Below are 17,311 nucleotides of genomic sequence, written 5' to 3' on the forward strand. Positions count from 1 at the left end.
CAGACGCTCACAAATAGTTATAGACGAAAATATGACTGCCACGTTACAAAGTACATTTACTATAAAAGAAAAAAATGCAGATTGCTAGCTTTTTTTCCCCTTTTTGAACATTAAGAAAACAGGACCTAAGTCCAATAAAAAAACCTGTGCAATAGGCACAGGTTTTTTTATTATTTATCCAAACCGAGTTTTTTCAGCTGTTCTGCCAGCGCGTTGTTAATCGGCTCATCTTTATTTTGTTTTTTCATATAAGAGGATACGTCCCGTTTGGTAGCACGCGCTTTGTCTTTGTTTTTTCGTTTTTCAAATACAGAGAGCTTTTCACGGTGACCGCACACACACGCAAAGGTTTGGCCCTCGCCTTGGCCGCGAAGCTCCATTCTTTTATGGCAATTCGGGCAGCGTGCGTTTGTTTTTCGGGCAATCGTTTTTCTGCTTCCGCATTCACGATCTTGGCACACGAGCATCGTCCCGCGTTTGCCGTTTACTTTCAGCATCATTTTGCCGCATTCCGGACATGCCGTTCCCGTGATGTTGTCATGTCGGAAGGTTTGGCTGCTGTTTTTGATTTCTTTTACCGTTTGGTGAGCGTAAGCCTTCATATCTTTAATAAAAACAGCCGATTTCAATTTGCCGGCCGCGATCGCAGACAGCTTTTGCTCCCATTCTGCTGTTAAGGCCGGTGATTTCAGATCCTCCGGAACAAGCTGCAGGAGCTGTTTTCCTTTAGACGTGATAAAAATATCTTGGCCTTTTTTCTCAATTAAAAAGCTGTTGAACAGTTTTTCAATAATGTCGGCACGCGTTGCCACCGTGCCGAGGCCGCCTGTTTCTCCAAGCGTTTTGACGAGGTCTTTTTCTTTTCCCTGCATAAATGCGCTTGGGTTTTCCATCGCTGACAGCAAGGTCCCTTCGTTAAAGCGGGCAGGCGGCTTCGTTTGGCCGCTTGTTTCCGTTAACGTGCGGACGGCAAGTGTGTCGCCTTTTTGAAGCGCAGGAAGTGTCTGGTCTCTGTCATCCTCCTGCTCATCATCCTCATCCGCCATATCATAAACGGCTTTCCACCCTTGCGACTGCACGGTTTTGCCTTTCGCCGTAAAGGTTTCTCCGCCGATTTCTGCGATGACCTTTGTTTCCTCATATTCGAATGCAGGCATTAATACAGCCAGGAAACGTTTCGCAATCAGGTCATACAGCTTTCGTTCTTTATCACTCAGACTGCTGAGAACGAGCGGCTCTTCGGTCGGGATAATCGCGTGGTGGTCTGACACCTTCGCGTCATTGACATATCCTTTATGAGATTTAATGCCACGTTTTTTAATTTGGCTGACATATTGGGCATACGGTTTTACTTCCATGCCTTCCAGACGGTCTTTTAACGTCGGGACGATGTCACTGGATAAAAATCTAGAGTCCGTCCGCGGATATGTGACGAGCTTATGCTGCTCATATAGCTTCTGCAGGACAGAAAGCGTTTCTTTGGCAGAAAAACCGAAGCGCTTGTGAGCGTCACGCTGGAGCTCCGTTAAATCATAAAGCGCAGGCGCAAAGCTTTTTTTCGCTGTTTTTTTCAGCTCAGCTACGACCGCTTGCTTTCCGTCGAGGTTTTTTAGCAAACGGCTTGTTACATCTTGATTGAACGTTCTCGTCTGCTTTGATTTCTTATCCTGCCACGTCAGCGTCATGCCGTCGACTGCAGCACGTATGCCGTAATACGGAACGGGTGTAAACGCCTGAATGTCTGCCTCACGCTTTGCAATCATGGCAAGCGTCGGAGTCTGCACACGCCCGCATGAGAGCTGGGCATTGAATTTTGTGGTAAGTGCACGGGTGGCGTTGATCCCCACAATCCAATCCGCTTCCGCTCTGGCGACGGCAGAATGGTACAGGTTTTCATATTCTTTGCCGCTGCGCAGCTTCTGAAAACCTTCCTTGATCGCTTTATCCGTCACAGATGAAATCCACAGCCGCTTGATTGGTTTTCGGACATTCGCTTTCTCAATGATCCAGCGCGCAACAAGCTCACCTTCCCGGCCTGCGTCAGTCGCGATGACAATCTGATTGACGTCTTTACGGGTAAGCTGGGATTTGACTGTATTGAACTGCTTTCCGGTTTTTTTTATTACCACAAGCTTTAAGGGTTCTGGGATAATCGGCAGATCCTCTAGGCGCCATGATTGAAATTCTTTTCCGTAGCCTTCTGGATCAGCAAGCGTCACCAAATGGCCTAAAGCCCAGGTCACAATATATTGATCGCCTTCGAGATAACCGTTTCCTTTTTTATGGCACTTCAGCACCCGGGCTAAATCCCGGCCGACTGAAGGTTTTTCAGCTAATACAACTGTTTTTGACATGCTTGATCACTTCTCTTTCTTTCGCGCTCATCCTGTTATTATAACAGACTTCACGCGGCACTCTCTAACCGCGCCCGTTTTTCGTGTCAATTTCTGAGAAAATGACGTGAGTGACGGTTTGCGCGTAGGGCGATGTTTTGTTAATGAAATCTTCTACCGCTTCGAGGCTTTCGGCATTGATTTTCAGCATATAGCAGGCTGCACCCGCAATCCGGTAGCAAAATTCAATATTCGGCAATGTTTGAATATAGCTTTTGAACCGCTCGTAATCCGCGTTTTTAACGGTTGCTTCCACAATGCAGGAAACGGGAAGCCCCAGTTTTTTCTGGTCGACCTCCAGCGTGTATTGCTTAATGATGCCAAACGATTCAAGCTGTCTTACCCGTTCTGTCACAGATGGAGGCGACAGCTTAATTTTTCTGCCTAATTCCCTCATCGACAAACGGCTGTCCTTCTTCAGCTCCTCAATGATATTCAGATCAATCTGGTCAAGTTTCATTTCAACATCCTTCTTTTTTGATTTTGTACACATTATCTCGGGTATTTTTGTAAATGACAAGTACAGTTCCCTAGAAAAGGCATGTAAAAATGAATGTTTTCCGAACATTTTTTGAAAGCTGTCATATGCCCCTCCGGATTGTTTATAGTATAAAATGAAAACGTGTCCACAAGGAGGGCGATTTATGCTGCACACGCCGATTGGAAGACTTCGCACGATGGGTTTTATTGAAGGAATGTCACTCTTAATCCTGTTGTTCATCGCTATGCCGCTTAAATATTGGGCAGGCCTTCCGCTTGCGGTGACAATTGTCGGTTCGGTTCACGGCGGGTTGTTCATTTTGTATTTGCTTGTCTTGGCTTATGCAACCTTCTCTGTCAAATGGCCGCTGAAATGGTCAGCTGCCGGCTTCATCGCCGCTTTCGTCCCATTCGGAAATTTTTTGTACGACCGCGGATTAAGGAAATATAAATAAGGGAACGCAAAAAAAAGGCTGGATTTTTATGATCCAGCCTTTTTTATTAAAACCACTTTGTCAGCCACGCGATATAGTAGGCCCCCGGAATAAACATGAGCTGGGCGAGGAGTGTGCCCGCCACCCTTGATGTGACCATTGTGACAGAGGTCCATTTTAAATAGAGATAGCTTCGTTTTCCTTTTGCCACATCATCAGCAAGAACGGATACTTTAGGATCAACAAAAATGGCCAGCAGCATCGTCGCAATTCCGTTGATCAAACCCGAAGCCATGACGGCTGTCGTACTGCGCTCCGGCGCCAGAAGGCCTGCGTATAAAGCCGAAAGCACGCCAATCGTATAAATCGATGTAATCAGCATGTTGATGACAAACAAACGCTTCGGAATCAAGCGCATATGAAATCCTTTTACATATGAAATAGACGGCAGACGCAAATAGGAAAGGGCATTTTTGAATCCTTGTTTCGAGAATCCCTTTCGGAAAACTTGAAAAACGGAGCCGCCGCCGCCCGCCAAGTGAATAATCGCCCGTGAAAAAAGAGCAACAAAAGACGGGAGCAGGATAATGCCCAAAATGGTGCCGACTGTCGATCCGAAAATTAAAAAGCGGAACTGCTCCCCTACAATCGCCAGTGCGTTTTTTCCAGCATCATCAATTAAATGCCCGGTAAAGGGCTGCTGCACCATGTTCGACATTCTGGACACGATGACCATGACATTAAACAGGGAAAGCGCGGACGCAATAAATCCAACGCGGGCCCCGGAAAGCCTTGTAGCATAGGCTAAGGTTTCTATCGAGTGAATCAGCAATAAAAAACAAAAAATAAAAAGTACTTGTGTTGTAATGACATGCACGTTATTCTTCCTCCAATTTCATCCTAGAGATAAGACTGGAAAGAAGACAAGGAGGTTTCAGTACGATGTGTTTTTTGCAATAAAAAAACCGTCCGGCGTACGCCGGGCGGTTTGTCTTATTCTTTTCTATACGCAAATAAAGATTATATCATCCGCCAAGTCAGGCGGGTTAGATTCATAAAGCATTGTTCCGAAGAATCATTCTGGAAAGTAAACATCATGGAAATTTCTTGAACACAAGACAACGAAAGCCCTACCTCTCAATCGTCACTGCGGCTCCGAAGCCGCGCCGGTGTGAATTGTAAAACAAAAAAGTCTTTTTTCCATCTCATCGTTAGGGGCGATTTGTTATGAAGGAAAAGAATAAGGGCAGCTGGTTATGCTGCTTGGGAAGCGGTAAGCTTCTCTCTCAAAACAGAAAAAAGAAGTTTACTTTCTTTTTTATTTGCTTATTTTTCTTACTAGCTATTCATAATAACATATCGCCCCTGAAAACACAAATTTTTTATAGTTCGAGTGAGACCGGTGTTTTCTCCCCGGCATTCATTAATCTGATATCCTCCGGTTCAATTTCAAGAATCACCAGATTCGGATCATCCTTGCCGTCAAACCAGCGCTCTAATTTGGAACTCCATATTTTGTCCTTGAGTTCTGCCGAATTGTTGATTTTGGCTTTTCCGGCAACTTCGACATATGCGTCGCCAAAGCCTTCACAATCATAGCCTAATAAAATGTGGACATTGGGGTTGTTCTCAATTTCTTCCGCTTTATGAGTTTCCTTGCTTGTCGGTGTGTAAATCGTCAGCCCGTCATGGAAAAAAGTCATGTAGCGGGAATGCGGTTTGCCCTTTTGAACTGTTGCGAGCGAACCTACTTTATGGTGATCTAGAACATCAAGTACTTTTTGTTTAATGTCTTGCTGATTCATCTCGAATCACTCCTTTTTAACGTCTCCGCTGTTACTTTTCCACATCCGGGGAAGATTTAAACAAGAAAGTGTGCTCTTTATTTTTCGCCTTCCCATTCACGCTTTAACAGACTGTAGTAGACGAGGTCGTGAAGCATGCCGTTTACGTATAAGCCGTCCCGTGCCCTGCCTTCCTCTAGAAACCCGAGCCGCTCCGGAACCGCTCTGCTTTTTTCGTTTCCGATAGCCGCACAGATCGCCACACGATTCAGCTCAAGCTCTTCAAAAGCATACGTAATGAGTTTTCGGCAGGCAGCTGTAATAATGCCTTTCCCTTCAAATTCTTTGGCAATCCAATATCCGATTTCCGCCTTACGATTCACTTGATCAAGGTTATGCAGGCTGATCATGCCGCATAGGCTGCCGTCATAAAGGAGCCCCGCCTCAATTCCGTTCAGGTCGGCATACTGGCGCCGCCAATCTGGAATGATGGTTTCTCGGTACGTTTCAGCGCTGCTTGGATTTTCCGCAAAAAACAGCCACTCGCCAAGCCGCTGCTGATTTTGGATAATGAGTTCGGCCAGCCGCTCCGCATCCTTCGGCTCCAATAATCGGATGGTGATGTGCTCATTTACCTTGCAAGTGAACATTGCCTCGCCCTCTTTCCTTTTTTACCCATTATAGCGATGATTCTGTTTTTTTCAATACAAAAAGGATGGGCTGTTAAGCCCATCCTTATATTCTTGGATCGGTAAAGATATCATGTTTATCCGTACTCGTCGATGACATTTCCGTCACGACGGCACCTTCTTCCCCGGCCTGGAACCAATGCTTTGTGTTTGGTGGAATCGTGTATTGCCCGCCCGGTTCTAGCTCAATTTCGTGCCAGACCGTATAGTGTTCTCTGTCTTCCTGAGGAGGGAGAACTTTTGGAAGCGGCGTTTTTTCTCCTTCTACGTAAAGATACACTTTTCCGTAGCGGCAGCGGAAGGTCTCCTGCTTGCCTTCCTGGCCGTCGACCGGCGGATGGCGGTGTTCCGGGCAAGTCTGTCCCGGAAACAGCACCAATTCCTTTGAACAATAACGGTCTGTATTGACGTAGACGAAGAGCTGGAGCCCGACTTTTCTTTCTTTTCCTAAGCCGTAATCCATCAGCTGAATTTGGTCTACTTCCTCGTCCGTTAATACAATCCCTGCTTTTTGATAGTAGCTGTTCACTTCTTCTTTCGTGATGCCCATATGTCTCACTCCCTCTTATGTCGTCACAAAGTTTCCGCCGTTGACATGCAGGGTCTGTCCTGTCATGTAAGAGGACTCATCTGATGCCAGGAGCACATAACAGCCGACGTGCTCAACAGGCTGTCCAGGACGGCCCATCGGCGTATCTTGCCCAAATTGAGCAACTGTTTCTTCAGGGAACGTAGCTGGGATTAGTGGCGTCCAGATTGGACCCGGCGCGACTGCATTTACACGGACGCCATCTTTAACAAGCGCCTGCGCCATTGTTCTTGTAAAGGCGTTGATCGCCCCTTTTGTCGCTGTATAATCAATCAGTGTCGGGTTCCCTACGTACGGGTTGATGGATGTCGTATTGATGATGGCGCTGCCCGGTTTCAGGTAATCAATTGCTTTTTTAGTCAAATAAAATTGAGAATAAAAGTTTGTTTTGAATGTGCGGTGAAGCTGTTCGCTCGTAATATCTTTGATGCTTTCCTTCGGATGCTGTTCACCTGCATTGTTGACAAGGATGTCAAGGCCGCCTAGTTCCTTGACCGTTTTTTCAACCGCTTCATTGCAGAATTCCTCTTCACCTACATCACCAGCAATCAGCAGGCATTTTACGCCTTCTTGTTCAACACGTTTCTTCGTCTTCTCAGCGTCTTCATGCTCATCCTTATACACAATGGCGATGTCAGCGCCTTCCTTTGCGTAAGCGACGGAAACCGCGCGTCCGATCCCGCTGTCGCCGCCTGTAATAAGAGCTACTTTTCCTTTTAATTTGTCTGCTCCTTTATAATCCTCGTACTCATACACCGGACTTGGATTCATTTCGCTTTCAATTCCCGGCTGGCGACTTTGAGTTTGTGCCGGCAGTTCTTTTGGATAATTTGCCATGATGATTCTCCTCCTTTGTTTTCATGTCTATTTGTTGTGTACCTCACACACTCTTTGGATAAACATGGCTTGGCACCTTCGCATTGCTTTATCAGAAAAATGTTTCACATGGAACGCTTGGAGGAAATAACTCAAAAAGGGGGTTGGTTGCTGAATGATTAACATGCTTTCTAGAAGATTCAGCAGGCCAAAGGGCGTCATCGGCATGATTGCCGGGTACATCATGGCTGCTGAAAATCAAACACTGAATCAGTGGACAATCAATCAGCTGGGTATCACGCGCGGGGACAGCATTTTAGAAGTCGGGTTTGGTCCGGGATACTGCATAGAGCAGGTGCTGAAACGCGAGAAGGATGTTCAGCTTCATGGGATTGATGTGTCAGAGGCCATGCTGAAGATGGCCGCCCGCAGAGTGAAATCCAAGGGTGTGCGCCTGATACAAGGAAGCATCGAGACATTTCCTCTCCCCGCCTCGTTTTATGATAAAGTGATTTCCGTTAACAACTACACCATTTGGAATGACCAAACAAAAGGCATGAAACAGATTTATCGGACATTAAAGCCAGGCGGCAAAGCAGCCATTACGATGCAGCCGCGGGAAGCGGATGCCAGTCCTGAAAAAACCAAATCATTTGGAAGACAGATGATTGCTGACTTTAAAGCAGCCGGCTTCGAAGACATTGATATACAATTTAAGAACATTAAGCCTCAGCTTTCCGTCTGTGCAAGTGCAAAGAAGCCCGCCACATAAAGTGGACGGGCTTCTTCTTTTATGAATGTACAGCCTGATTGCGCAGGACGTCTTTTTTCACCTTGCCAAGGTTGTTTTTCGGCAGTTCGTTAACAAATTCAACTTCAGGTATTTTGTAAGCGGACAGGCGTTCTTTACAAAATGCGATGACATCCTCTTCTGTGATGCGCTGGCCGCCATTTTTCACGATAAAAGCTTTCGGTTTTTCACCGTAAAGCGGGTCTGGAATACCGACCACAGCCGTTTCAAGGATTCCCGGGATCTGCTGGATAACTTCTTCAACCTGATCAGGATAGACGTTATCGCCTCCGTAAATAATGACATCCTTGTAGCGTCCCGTGATGAAAATAAAGCCATCTTCATCTACATATCCTGAATCTCCGGTTCTAAACCATCCATTTTGCAGCACTTTCGCTGTTGCTTCAGGATTGTCTTCATAGCCTTTAAATAAGAATGGAGTATGAACAACGATTTCGCCGATTTCTCCTTGAGGAAGTTCTTCTCCGGTCAGAGGATCTTCCACTTTGACTTTAACACCTGCCACAGGTTTTCCTGCAGATGCCGCTTTATCCATTCCCATATCAGGCGTCCATGTGCTGATGCCCCAAGCCTCAGTACTTCCATAGCCATGCGCAAGCGGAATGCCAATATCAAGATAGCGGCGGATTAGGCTGCTCGGCACTTTTGTTCCGCCTGTCATTAAAATAACAAGCGAAGATAAGTCAGTTTGGTGCGTTTCCCATGCCTCAAGCAAATACGTGTAGAACACAGGAAGAGCCATCACGGTCTGAATTTTCTCTTCTTCAATGACCTTCAGCATGTGAACAGGATCTTGATCCTTTGTAAACACAAAGGTTGTTTCTGCAAACGTTCCAAGCATGATGCAAATGAGCGCACTCGTATGATAAATCGGATGGCACGCGAGAAAACGAAGGCCCTTCATGCGTGCTATTGAGCTGTTGGATTTTTTAACGTATCTGTATATGCCGCCATGTGTAATCATGCATCTTTTCGGGTTACCCGTTGTTCCAGATGTAAACATCAGAAGTGCTGTATCATCAGGGGAAACCATTTCCGTCTCTGGCAAATGATCAGGACCTGCAAACAGCGCTTCAAATTCAGCAGATGTTTCGTAAGCTGTTCCAGTTTCCATTGTTACACACAGTGAGGACAATTCAGGAAGAACTTCATCCAGTGTCTCTTTAAACTCCGCTCCGTAAAACATTGCTTTCGGTTCACTTGCTTTTAAAATGCCTGTCATTTCATATGGTTTCAGCTGCCAGCTGACAGGTACGACAACAGCACCTATTTCAAGTGCGGCGAACATAACAGTTGAGGCGGGATGGCCGTTTTTGCAAAGCAATGCAACACGGTCGCCCTTTTGAATTCCTTTTTGAAGCATGGCATTCGCCAGCTGATTAATCCGTTTACGGTAACCTTTATATGTCAGTGTATGGTCTCCGCTTTTTACAGCCTCTATATCTTCGCTATTCGGCATGTCATGCAGAATCAGATGCTGTAATGTTTCCATATCGTCATCTCCTATATTCTCTTGAATCTTCAATAATTTGTTAGATTTTCTTCCTTACCTCACCCATTTTAACCCAAAAAAGATAACTTGTAAAACTATTTCATTTTGGAATTATTCCAATACTGAATGATAAAATAGTCCCACATTTTCTTATTTTGTTCCCCGTCCAAAGAAAAACACACGCCAAATTTTTGACGTGTGCCATGCAGGATTACAGTATGTTTTTTTCTTTCATCCATGTGAAAAATATGCGGTTTAACCGCTGATACAATTCTTGTTCTCCTTCTTCCTGAAACCCCGCCATGCTTTCTCCGCTCTCGATAATTGCCGAGCTGATCGCGCTTAAAATCTCCGAGCCTTCAGCAGATAATGAGTTAGGCGCCATCATGACGAGGATGCGTGTCATCCTGAGGGTATTTCCGTCCATGCCATCCACTTCATAGGAGGTGCTGAGATCAAACATTTTGAAAAAAGGCAGGACGATTTCATCATTTTTGAGATGATAAAGCGCCATGTTTGTTCCGGGGATTCCCAATCCCCCTTGTTTCTCCCGCTCAGCCAGGCAAACCGCGGCTTTTTCCGGATTACGGATCAGGCCATCCTTCTTCAGCTGTTGAAAAAGCTCTAGCAAAAGCATGCTATGGTCCGGGTTTGTTTTGAGTGGAGCTAGCGTAAAATGGCGCAGAACATCTTGGATAACTTCCATATACCGCCCTATGCTTTCCGCCGCCTCTAGCATGTCAGGTACATCAGCTTGCTGCGCCTCTTCCTTCGGGCTTCTTTTTTTGTTAAGAATAAGGGGAATCTTCCGCTTGATATACTGCTTGACCTGGTTTGCGTCTTCCTCATTTAATAGTGGGCTGACCATGATGTAATCAATGTTTTCATAAGGAATCGGTACAGTGGACACAATCATATCATAGGCTTGAACATCCTTCCCCTTTAGCTCGATCAGGGATGACATATCAAACGATTCAATTTCCGGCAGCTCTTTTTTCAGTCTGGAGGCAAGCATTTTCGAGGAGCCGATCCCGCTTGAGCAGACGACAAGCGCTTTCACTTTTGCTTCTTCTTTTTTGATTTCAAGAGCCGAGCCAAAGTGAAGAACGATAAAAGCGATTTCATCATCAGAAAAGGACATGCCCGGAAAATACTTTTCGACGCCTTCTTCGATCGCCATATAAAGCAGAAAATAATCGCGCTTGATCTGTTCCTTCATCGGATTGTATATCTCAATATTTTCTTTTATGCGGCTGACGGCCGGCTCCAAATGGGCAATCAAGCCTTCATATAAAGAGTAGTTTTTCGTCAGATCCATTCTGATTTTGTCTGAAATAAAAGCAATGAGCCGCTTTGTTTGCAGGGCTGTTTCCAGCTCAATTTCCTGCGCTTTGTATTCTGTTTTGTATTTTCGATTGGCGCTTCGAAGATGGATTGTAATATAGCCGACCTCCGCCTCTGGAATCGTCACGCCGAAGGCACGTTCAATCTCGCCCGCGATTTCAAGAGCGGAGCTGTATTCCTTCGCATTCTTCAGTTCCTCAAGCTCATTTTGCTCCATGGTGATAGTTTCCCCAAGCTTAATTCGTTCGATCGCATACGTCAGATGGACGACGAGCGCTATATAGGAGCTGTCGGACAATGAAAAAGCGATTTTTTCTTTGAGCTGAAATAAGATGCGCTCCATTTTTAACAGCTCACCTTTGCTGACAACCCCGAACATTTTCTCTGAAGAATCGGTTTTTCCTTTGATGTTTAATTCAACCGCTTCCAAAAACATTTGGATGTCGAGACGGTTCACAATCAAGTTGCCGACAATTTTCCGTTTCGCATTCTCCGGTCCTATGAGCTGGATGCCAAAACCTCTTTTGCGGATCAGTGTCAGTCCGAAGGGAGAAATCCACTTCTCGAGCTCATCTAAGTCATAGCTGACCGTGGCATTCGTCACCTGGAGATCATGAGCAAGCGTGTACAGTTTGACGGGCTCCTGAGACTCTAATAACGAACAAAGAATGAGCAGTTTCCGTTCGTCGGCGCTGTATTCATGCTGTTCATATGATAAATCAGTAAGCAGCTTTTGTTTATCTTCGGGACTTCCCACTGCTTTCAACCCTTTACCGGGCTGTTTATCTAACGTAAGCCCCACGGTTTCCATCAGCGGTTTAATTGATTTGAGTTCCCTGTGAATGGTTCTCGTGCTGACTTGCATCAGCTCAGCAAGCTCAGTTACGGTTATATATCTGTTTTGTAATAATAAGTGCTTTAACAGCTTTTGTTCTCTGGCAGTCATATACATAAAAAAGACCTCCTAGACTATCTTGATGTGCGGATGAAGTCGCAAGGAGATGCAGTAGAGGATATAGAGAGGTTTCCCTTTAATATAAAACGCTTTCAAGAAAGAATCAATCACTTATAAATGGTAATTTGGCACTATGCGGTGTGACAATATTGAAAAAGCATCAGCTGGTAAGCTGATGCTTTTTATGGAATATCGTAACCCTGTACGGCTGTAAAAATGCGGAACCATTGATCCTGGTCAAGCTTGTATGACAACGCATTTATCGCGGCGGAAATCCGCTCACGCTTTCCGCTTCCGACAATCGGCATGATGCCGGCCGGATGCGTGAACAGCCATGCGTACATGACCTCGTCCAATGAAGCAGCGCCGATTTCCCCTTGGACGGATTCAAGCGCCGTGCGGACACGTCGGTCTTTATCCGTGTTTTCAGTGAATACTTTGCCGCCTGCCAGAGGCGACCAAGCCATCGGCGGAATCCGTTTTTCCTGGCACAGGTTCAAAGTGCCGTCGAGCACATTTTCTAATTCATAAGCGGAAAGCTCAATCTGGTTGGTCACAAGCTTCTCGGGCAAATACGATTCCAGCATCCGATACTGGTGATCTTTAAAATTTGAAACGCCAAAGTACCTGACCTTGCCAGAGCATTTCAAGGCCTGAAACGCCTCTGCTACCCCCTCCGGATCCATGAGCGGGTCCGGTCTGTGAATCAACAGCACATCGATATAATCCGTCCTAAGGTTCATAAGCGATTGCTCAACGGATGCCAAAATATGCGATTTGCTTGTGTTATAATGATGCGATCTGTGAGCGGGCCGTTCAGGCGATTCAAGAACGATACCGCATTTTGTGACCAGCTCTATGTTTTCTCTTAATCCAGGCGAAAGGGCAAGGGCGTTTCCAAACAGCTTTTCGCACGTATAGCCTCCATAAATATCCGCATGATCAAAGGTCGTGATGCCGTGATCGATACACCATTCAATGAGGCTCAGAAGTTCAGCATCTGAATAGTTCCATTCATTCAGCCGCCAAAGCCCGTGTATGACTCTTGAAAATTGAAGATCCTCCGCCAATTGAATACGCTGCATGCAAAATCCCTCTTTTCTTTGTATAAACCGGGTTTTGCCCCTTACTAGTTCATTCGGCCTCAGATCCCCTTTTTCCTTTCGCTCCTTTTAAAAAGACATTTTAATTCGATTGAAATTGCTTTTTCGCTTTCTCAACGACATAGTGGCTGCCGCCGCGGTCCTGCACATTTTGGATCATCATGGCGACAAGCAGGTCTTTGTTTTTGTAATCGTAGCCGACAAACCAGCCATTTTCCGTGCCGTCTTTATCATCTTTTGATGTTTTCAGCTCGGCTGTTCCTGTTTTCCCGGCCACTGTGATTCCTTTCACGACAGGCTGATACGCTGATCCGCGCTCATCTTCCACAACGCCTTTCAGACCTTTTGTAATGTCTGCCGCTCCTTCCTTGGTGACCACTTGCTTGTGCCAAACATCAGCTGTTTGTGAATCTTTTTTGATCAGCGTCGGTTTGACAAGGTCTCCATTGTCAACAAATGGCGTGTAAGCAGTTGCCAAGTGAAGCGGAGACATTTGCATTTGCCCTTGTCCGTAGCCTGTATCCGCAAGCAAAATGTCTGAATCAAGCTTGTCATTTGCAATAGACGATTTCTGGATCGGGAATTCGTACGGAACGTCCTCTGAAAAACCGAATGTCTTCAAGCCTTTTGTGAAGGTGTCCGCTCCCATATCAAGCGCATTCTGGGCAAAATAAATATTGTCTGACGTAATAAGGGCGTTTTCCAAATCGACTTGTTGAAGTCTCTCAGACACACGTGTCACTGAATAGCCGCCCCAGCTCGAATCTTTTTGCCACTCCTTGCCTTTGATTGTTTTCTTCTCATCGGCTTTAAGGGTGCCGTTTTTGATTCCAATAGCAGCCGCAATCGGTTTAATGGTAGAACCTGGCGCGTATGTCTTATTGAATTTCGCTGAAAACGGATTGTTTTTATCTTTGTTTAGCTTTTTCCATTCCTTATCGCTCCAGCCGAAAATAAATCCGTTTGGATCGTAGGAAGGCGCGCTGACAAGGGCGAGTGTTTCGCCTGTCTTCGGCTGCAGCGCGACTGCCGCCCCGCTGTCATCCTTCAGTTCATCATACAGCTTCGTTTGCGTTTTGATATCAATTGTGAGGTGAAGATCCTCGCCGTCCTTTGCTTTCTTTTCAGCGATGACTTCCCCGGTTTGCGGCACGTAGATTTTCCAGCCAGTTGTGCCTCTTAGCTTGTCTTCATACACATTTTCAAGTCCGGCGATACCGATGTTAGACGTATCGCTGTACGTTCCTTCTTTCTTTTTCTTCAGTTCTTCCGCTGTAATGGCGCGGACATAGCCTGTCAAATGGGCTGTCTTTTCGCCATACGGATAGTAGCGGGAGCTGACATTCGTTCTTGTTACGCCTTGTAATGACGTCGCTTCAGAAACTAATTTCTCCTGGTCTGGCTTGACCTTTTTGAGCGGCACAAACGAATCGTCTTTTACCCAGCCTTGATCCAGCTTTTTCTTGATGTCGTCTTCAGTCAAATCAAGTTTTTTGGCGAGTTCTTTTATAACTTTCTCTTTTTTATCGCCAAGCTCTCCGGGAACAATTCCAATTTCCGGAACATCTGTATTGACAGCTAAACCTTTTCCATTTTTATCGTAAATTTGGCCTCGTTTCGGTTCAATGCTCATAATTTGCACGGTTTTGTCGTCAGCCAGCTGCTTGAAAATAAACGATGGGTCCCAATCTATATTCCATGACTCCTCGTCATCTGTTTTTTCTAATTTCAGCACAGCAGTATTCTTGAAGCTGACTTTGCCGGCATTTGTGTTCATGCTGACTTTATACGGGATATGTTTCATTGTCTTGTTGTCTTGATCGTCCTTATCTACTTCTCCCGCAGTGACTTTCAAATTTTTTACGCCGGCCTGCTCATAGATGGCTTTATACCTGTTGACGAAATCTTTTTTGGAGATTTCTTTTTTGACATCTTTAGTCAGGCTTTGATACATGTCATCGAATTGCTGATCGTTCCACTGTTTCACGAATGCTTCCATGCGATCCTCTGGTGAATCTGTTTTGGAGCATCCGATTAACCCAATCAATCCGACGCATAGAAATACTAGTAGAATACACTTTTTTAACATGACTTTCCCCTGCCTTCCACTTGTTATTTTCTCTTAATTGAATTGGTGCGTGCAAGATTTTTTTGAAAATGAAGGAAAAGTTCACCGATTTTGCAGAAATCTCCTATCGTTTGCTGTAGACTATTTGAAAAGACAGAAAGAAGGGATAGCATGGTCAGAGAGGCAGCAATGCTTCACATTAAAGAAGGCCTTGAACAAGAGTTTGAGGATGCATTCCGGCAAGCGGCGCCGATTATTTCCGGCATGAAGGGCTATATCACTCACTCGTTATCAAAATGCATGGAGGAAACGCATAAATATCTGCTTCTTGTGGAGTGGGAAACACTTGAGAACCATACGGAAGGCTTTCGCGGTTCTTCAGAGTATCAAGAGTGGAAAGCCTTGCTTCATCGATTCTATACCCCGTTCCCGACGGTCGAGCATTTTCAGGATGTGTAATAGATTTATATAATATGAAGTGTAAAACCGATAAGGGAGACAGACCATACAAAAACGGCGGTATAAATATTAAAAGCGCCTGAGCCGTCATTTTCTTTTTTGCGCTCTTCAAGCCCCTGCATAAACATGACCGCGCCAAGAAAGACGAGCATGACCGATTGGATAACAGAGGTGTGTTCCGTATAGTTAAAAGCAATAAGCGCCAGTATAATAATGATAACCGCAAAAGACATTTTAAAAATCCGAAACAAAAGGACCATCCTTCCTTATATACGAAATATTGAACGTTATGGCTATATTTGCCTACGTCCTCCATTATTCTAGCGCACTTTGTTTGTCTGTAGAACAGAAGACAGAGAATTTTAAGTTTCTTTTAATATTTCGATCACACATAAAAAACGCGCCTGTCATGAGGCGCGTTTTCTATGAAACTGATAGTTCTTTATAGCCTAGCTTGTGAACGGCTTCAGCCATCGCTTGATAGCCTTTGCAGTTCGGATGGACACCGTCAAAGGACAGATATTCCCGCTCCTTCTCTTTGAAGATGCTATAGGCATCTGCGATTTTGACATGGGGTGCTGATGCAAGTGTTTCTAAATGTGAATTAAAGGATGTGATCCATTTGCCGGCGATTTCAATGCCGGGAAACGGATTGTATAAGTTGAACACTCGGATGGCGTACGGGGAAGGTTTTTCTCCTTTAATCTCGGCGATTTTGGCAATCATCTTTTCAAAATTCTCATGGCAATGGGCGGATACACGGCTGAAAATCGTTTCATCCTTAGAGGTTTGGTAGGCTAAGACCGAATCGATGAGATCGTTTCCGCACCCTGTGATCGTTATCATATCAGCATCTCGAATGCATTTTTGCACATAGGGATATGACAGGAGTCCCAAAATCTCTTCTGTATTCAGGCCTGATCTGGCAAATATGTTTATTGCCGTTCTTGTTTTGAAGTCAGCTTCCATCATGTCCCCAAAACGCTGGACGAAGCCGGGTGAAAACAGCCCAGAGCCTCTCCCTGTCGTCAAGGAATCGCCCAGAGCTGTATATCGAAGCACCATGTTCTTTCCTCCACTCTTGAACGTCGATACGTTAATGTACGCAGCAGAGAAAAGATTGGCTACTTATGTATATCCTATTTTTCTTGAAATCTGTAAAGCGGCGTCCTTCACCTTTTCTGTTAAATAGGGCAGCCTGTCTTCTGTAAATCTCGCTTCAAAGCCTGCAATGCTAATGCCGGCTGCCACCTGGCGCTCATGGTTAAAGATCGGGGCGCCGATCGCCGCCGTATAGTTTTCGAGCTCTGAATAGCTGACAGTATAGCCATTTTGCACAGAGGCATCAATCTCCTGAAGCAGTTTTTCGGGATCGGTAATCGTTCCGGAGCCAATCGAAATGAGCTCGGTTTGTTTGATGTATGCTTCGATTTCTTCACGGGGAAGAAAAGACAGAATGCTTCTGGCGCACGCTCCCGCGTATAGGGGGGAACGCCTGCCGATCGCCGTATACAGCCGCACAGTCTGTGTCCCTTCTATTTTCTCAACGTATATCGCTTCATTGCCGTCCCTCATGATCAACTGCACGGCCTCATCCACTTCCCGGCACAGCTCTTCCATCACCGGTTTCGCTATTTTTCTGATATCCAGCCTGTCAGCGACAAGCTGTCCGAATTCCAAAAACACCAATCCCAGCGAATAAGCGCCGGACGCATCCCGACTGAGGAACCCCATTTCCTCCAAGGAGCTGACCATCCGGTGAACAGAGGTCTTCGGCATTCCCGTCAGCGACACCAGTTCACTTAAGGTTAGGCTTGGTTTATGCAAAAACAAATTAAGCAGCGCCATAGATTTGACTACGGTTTTATTTTTATTCTGCATCATTCATCCCCTT

17 protein-coding genes are annotated in these 17,311 nt (G+C 45.4%); 3 read left to right on the plus strand and 14 right to left on the minus strand.

Annotated elements, in window-relative coordinates; all coding sequences use genetic code 11:
• Positions 1-170: 170 nt before the first annotated feature.
• On the minus strand, positions 171-2,354 hold the full coding sequence (locus NYE22_RS19845) for a DNA topoisomerase III (RefSeq protein ID WP_342412082.1): 2,184 nt from the start codon (positions 2,352-2,354) through the stop codon (positions 171-173).
• Positions 2,355-2,418: 64 nt separating this feature from the next.
• Positions 2,419-2,853, minus strand: a complete 435-nt coding sequence (gene lrpC / locus NYE22_RS19850; protein ID WP_003246585.1) for a transcriptional regulator LrpC — start codon at positions 2,851-2,853, stop codon at positions 2,419-2,421.
• A 184-nt stretch (positions 2,854-3,037) separates the two neighbouring features.
• On the opposite strand from lrpC, the gene NYE22_RS19855 reads away from it, so the two are divergent.
• Complete coding sequence (locus tag NYE22_RS19855) at positions 3,038-3,328, plus strand: DUF3817 domain-containing protein (RefSeq protein WP_014475846.1); 291 nt, start codon at positions 3,038-3,040, stop codon at positions 3,326-3,328.
• A gap of 46 nt (positions 3,329-3,374) precedes the next feature.
• On the opposite strand, the gene amj is transcribed toward NYE22_RS19855, so the two are convergent.
• The 5 genes from amj to NYE22_RS19880 form a co-directional block, all read right to left on the minus strand.
• The gene (amj, locus tag NYE22_RS19860; protein ID WP_015715258.1) at positions 3,375-4,184 is read right to left on the minus strand and encodes a lipid II flippase Amj; all 810 of its coding nucleotides are present in this window, start codon (positions 4,182-4,184) and stop codon (positions 3,375-3,377) included.
• A 505-nt stretch (positions 4,185-4,689) separates the two neighbouring features.
• A complete protein-coding gene (locus NYE22_RS19865) occupies positions 4,690-5,112 on the minus strand; it encodes a pyridoxamine 5'-phosphate oxidase family protein (protein ID WP_003234396.1) in 423 nt (140 codons plus the stop codon).
• A gap of 77 nt (positions 5,113-5,189) precedes the next feature.
• On the minus strand, positions 5,190-5,741 hold the full coding sequence (locus NYE22_RS19870; RefSeq protein WP_187002071.1) for a GNAT family protein: 552 nt from the start codon (positions 5,739-5,741) through the stop codon (positions 5,190-5,192).
• 85 nt (positions 5,742-5,826) lie between these two features.
• On the minus strand, positions 5,827-6,330 hold the full coding sequence (gene lyxE, locus NYE22_RS19875; RefSeq protein WP_003234400.1) for a D-lyxose ketol-isomerase: 504 nt from the start codon (positions 6,328-6,330) through the stop codon (positions 5,827-5,829).
• 15 nt (positions 6,331-6,345) lie between these two features.
• The gene (locus NYE22_RS19880) at positions 6,346-7,206 is read right to left on the minus strand and encodes an SDR family oxidoreductase (RefSeq protein ID WP_187002070.1); all 861 of its coding nucleotides are present in this window, start codon (positions 7,204-7,206) and stop codon (positions 6,346-6,348) included.
• A 154-nt stretch (positions 7,207-7,360) separates the two neighbouring features.
• Between NYE22_RS19880 and NYE22_RS19885 the strand changes: the two genes are divergently transcribed.
• Entirely contained in the window at positions 7,361-7,957 is a 597-nt protein-coding gene (locus NYE22_RS19885; RefSeq protein ID WP_187002069.1) for a class I SAM-dependent methyltransferase, read from the plus strand.
• Between the two features lie 19 nt (positions 7,958-7,976).
• Here NYE22_RS19885 and NYE22_RS19890 read toward each other — a convergent pair whose 3' ends face one another.
• The 4 genes from NYE22_RS19890 to pbpC form a co-directional block, all read right to left on the minus strand.
• Entirely contained in the window at positions 7,977-9,488 is a 1,512-nt protein-coding gene (locus tag NYE22_RS19890) for a class I adenylate-forming enzyme family protein (RefSeq protein WP_032726504.1), read from the minus strand.
• Between the two features lie 211 nt (positions 9,489-9,699).
• Entirely contained in the window at positions 9,700-11,784 is a 2,085-nt protein-coding gene (gene mtlR / locus NYE22_RS19895; protein WP_187002068.1) for a mannitol operon transcriptional activator MtlR, read from the minus strand.
• A 185-nt stretch (positions 11,785-11,969) separates the two neighbouring features.
• Positions 11,970-12,872 carry an aldo/keto reductase family oxidoreductase gene (locus tag NYE22_RS19900; protein WP_187002067.1) on the minus strand — a complete coding sequence of 301 codons (903 nt, stop codon included), beginning with the start codon at positions 12,870-12,872 and terminating at the stop codon, positions 11,970-11,972.
• A 100-nt stretch (positions 12,873-12,972) separates the two neighbouring features.
• Positions 12,973-14,979, minus strand: a complete 2,007-nt coding sequence (pbpC, locus tag NYE22_RS19905; RefSeq protein WP_014478860.1) for a penicillin-binding protein 3 — start codon at positions 14,977-14,979, stop codon at positions 12,973-12,975.
• A gap of 150 nt (positions 14,980-15,129) precedes the next feature.
• Between pbpC and NYE22_RS19910 the strand changes: the two genes are divergently transcribed.
• Positions 15,130-15,417, plus strand: a complete 288-nt coding sequence (locus tag NYE22_RS19910; protein WP_014478859.1) for an antibiotic biosynthesis monooxygenase — start codon at positions 15,130-15,132, stop codon at positions 15,415-15,417.
• A gap of 5 nt (positions 15,418-15,422) precedes the next feature.
• Here NYE22_RS19910 and NYE22_RS19915 read toward each other — a convergent pair whose 3' ends face one another.
• The 3 genes from NYE22_RS19915 to NYE22_RS19925 all read right to left on the minus strand — a co-directional run bounded on the left by NYE22_RS19915 (position 15,423) and on the right by NYE22_RS19925 (position 17,298).
• Complete coding sequence (locus NYE22_RS19915) at positions 15,423-15,668, minus strand: YczI family protein (protein WP_003240256.1); 246 nt, start codon at positions 15,666-15,668, stop codon at positions 15,423-15,425.
• A gap of 172 nt (positions 15,669-15,840) precedes the next feature.
• Positions 15,841-16,482 (minus strand): spore germination lipase LipC, encoded by a 642-nt coding sequence (gene lipC, locus NYE22_RS19920; protein WP_187002066.1) that lies wholly within the window; start codon positions 16,480-16,482, stop codon positions 15,841-15,843.
• A gap of 63 nt (positions 16,483-16,545) precedes the next feature.
• The gene (locus NYE22_RS19925; RefSeq protein WP_003246517.1) at positions 16,546-17,298 is read right to left on the minus strand and encodes an IclR family transcriptional regulator; all 753 of its coding nucleotides are present in this window, start codon (positions 17,296-17,298) and stop codon (positions 16,546-16,548) included.
• Between the last annotated feature and the right edge of the window lie 13 nt (positions 17,299-17,311).

Source organism: Bacillus sp. FSL K6-1560 (genome assembly GCF_038592935.1).
GTDB classification, from domain to species: Bacteria; Bacillota; Bacilli; order Bacillales; family Bacillaceae; genus Bacillus; species Bacillus subtilis.

Coding starts and splice junctions, on each gene's coding strand:
- NYE22_RS19845 (WP_342412082.1), bottom strand. CDS start 2,354: ATGTCAAAAACAGTTGTATTAGCTGAAAAACCTTCAGTCGGCCGGGAT.
- lrpC (WP_003246585.1), bottom strand. CDS start 2,853: ATGAAACTTGACCAGATTGATCTGAATATCATTGAGGAGCTGAAGAAG.
- NYE22_RS19855 (WP_014475846.1), top strand. CDS start 3,038: ATGCTGCACACGCCGATTGGAAGACTTCGCACGATGGGTTTTATTGAA.
- NYE22_RS19865 (WP_003234396.1), bottom strand. CDS start 5,112: ATGAATCAGCAAGACATTAAACAAAAAGTACTTGATGTTCTAGATCAC.
- NYE22_RS19870 (WP_187002071.1), bottom strand. CDS start 5,741: ATGTTCACTTGCAAGGTAAATGAGCACATCACCATCCGATTATTGGAG.
- lyxE (WP_003234400.1), bottom strand. CDS start 6,330: ATGGGCATCACGAAAGAAGAAGTGAACAGCTACTATCAAAAAGCAGGG.
- NYE22_RS19880 (WP_187002070.1), bottom strand. CDS start 7,206: ATGGCAAATTATCCAAAAGAACTGCCGGCACAAACTCAAAGTCGCCAG.
- NYE22_RS19885 (WP_187002069.1), top strand. CDS start 7,361: ATGATTAACATGCTTTCTAGAAGATTCAGCAGGCCAAAGGGCGTCATC.
- NYE22_RS19890 (WP_032726504.1), bottom strand. CDS start 9,488: ATGGAAACATTACAGCATCTGATTCTGCATGACATGCCGAATAGCGAA.
- mtlR (WP_187002068.1), bottom strand. CDS start 11,784: ATGTATATGACTGCCAGAGAACAAAAGCTGTTAAAGCACTTATTATTA.
- NYE22_RS19900 (WP_187002067.1), bottom strand. CDS start 12,872: ATGCAGCGTATTCAATTGGCGGAGGATCTTCAATTTTCAAGAGTCATA.
- pbpC (WP_014478860.1), bottom strand. CDS start 14,979: ATGTTAAAAAAGTGTATTCTACTAGTATTTCTATGCGTCGGATTGATT.
- NYE22_RS19910 (WP_014478859.1), top strand. CDS start 15,130: ATGGTCAGAGAGGCAGCAATGCTTCACATTAAAGAAGGCCTTGAACAA.
- lipC (WP_187002066.1), bottom strand. CDS start 16,482: ATGGTGCTTCGATATACAGCTCTGGGCGATTCCTTGACGACAGGGAGA.
- NYE22_RS19925 (WP_003246517.1), bottom strand. CDS start 17,298: ATGCAGAATAAAAATAAAACCGTAGTCAAATCTATGGCGCTGCTTAAT.